Genomic DNA, 1,786 nt, shown 5'->3' with positions numbered 1-1,786 from the left:
TTGATATGATATAAAAGTTGTCAAAAGCAACCAAGTAGATCTTTGAAAACTGAACAAATTTTCGACAAATCAAATGTGTAGGGTCTCTTAACTAAGAGTTAAGAGCAAACATTTGCGAAGTCAATTCGCTAGTTTCAAAAAGTAACAAAACAATAAGAGCAATCAACTTTTTATATGAGAGTTTGATCCTGGCTCAGGATGAACGCTGGCGGCGTGCCTAATACATGCAAGTCGAACGCATTATCTTCACCGAGTGCTTGCACTCACCGAAGATAATGAGTGGCGAACGGGTGAGTAACACGTGGGTAACCTGCCCAAAAGAGGGGGATAACACTTGGAAACAGGTGCTAATACCGCATAATTTGTTAAACCGCATGGTTTGATAATGAAAGACGGCGTAAGCTGTCACTTTTGGATGGACCCGCGGCGTATTAGCTAGTTGGTGAGGTAAAGGCCCACCAAGGCAATGATACGTAGCCGACCTGAGAGGGTGATCGGCCACATTGGGACTGAGACACGGCCCAAACTCCTACGGGAGGCAGCAGTAGGGAATCTTCCACAATGGACGAAAGTCTGATGGAGCAACGCCGCGTGAGTGAAGAAGGTTTTCGGATCGTAAAGCTCTGTTGTTAGAGAAGAATGTAGGTAAGAGTAACTGTTTACCTAGTGACGGTATCTAACCAGAAAGCCACGGCTAACTACGTGCCAGCAGCCGCGGTAATACGTAGGTGGCAAGCGTTATCCGGATTTATTGGGCGTAAAGCGAACGCAGGCGGTTTTTTAAGTCTGATGTGAAAGCCTTCGGCTCAACCGAAGAAATGCATTGGAAACTGGATAACTTGAGTGCAGAAGAGGAGAGTGGAACACCATGTGTAGCGGTGAAATGCGTAGATATATGGTAGAACACCAGTGGCGAAAGCGGCTCTCTGGTCTGTAACTGACGCTGAGGTTCGAAAGCATGGGTAGCAAACAGGATTAGATACCCTGGTAGTCCATGCCGTAAACGATGAGTGCTAAGTGTTGGAGGGTTTCCGCCCTTCAGTGCTGCAGCTAACGCATTAAGCACTCCGCCTGGGGAGTACGACCGCAAGGTTGAAACTCAAAGGAATTGACGGGGGCCCGCACAAGCGGTGGAGCATGTGGTTTAATTCGAAGCAACGCGAAGAACCTTACCAGGTCTTGACATCTTCTGACAAACCTAGAGATAGGCCGTTCCCTTCGGGGACAGAATGACAGGTGGTGCATGGTTGTCGTCAGCTCGTGTCGTGAGATGTTGGGTTAAGTCCCGCAACGAGCGCAACCCTTATTATTAGTTGCCAGCATTTAGTTGGGCACTCTAATGAGACTGCCGGTGACAAACCGGAGGAAGGTGGGGATGACGTCAAATCATCATGCCCCTTATGACCTGGGCTACACACGTGCTACAATGGACGGTACAACGAGTTGCGAGACCGCGAGGTTAAGCTAATCTCTTAAAGCCGTTCTCAGTTCGGATTGTAGGCTGCAACTCGCCTACATGAAGTTGGAATCGCTAGTAATCGCGGATCAGAATGCCGCGGTGAATACGTTCCCGGGCCTTGTACACACCGCCCGTCACACCATGAGAGTTTGTAACACCCAAAGCCGGTGAGGTAACCTTTTAGGAGCCAGCCGTCTAAGGTGGGACAGATGATTAGGGTGAAGTCGTAACAAGGTAGCCGTAGGAGAACCTGCGGCTGGATCACCTCCTTTCTAAGGAATATTACGGAAACCTACACACTTGTCGAAAATTTGTTTAGTTTTGAGG

The 1,786-nt window shown here is 48.5% G+C and carries 1 rRNA gene; it reads left to right on the top strand.

Annotated features, from left to right (window positions below):
* Positions 1-170: 170 nt before the first annotated feature.
* A 16S ribosomal RNA gene (locus AC1RPV_RS07515) occupies positions 171-1,731 on the top strand.
* The last annotated feature ends 55 nt before the right edge of the window (positions 1,732-1,786 follow it).

Source organism: Dellaglioa sp. CoH-55-MRSF-9, from assembly GCF_056782155.1.
Note: the sequence above shows the minus strand (reverse complement) of the source record. Positions and strands in the feature narration are given on the sequence as shown.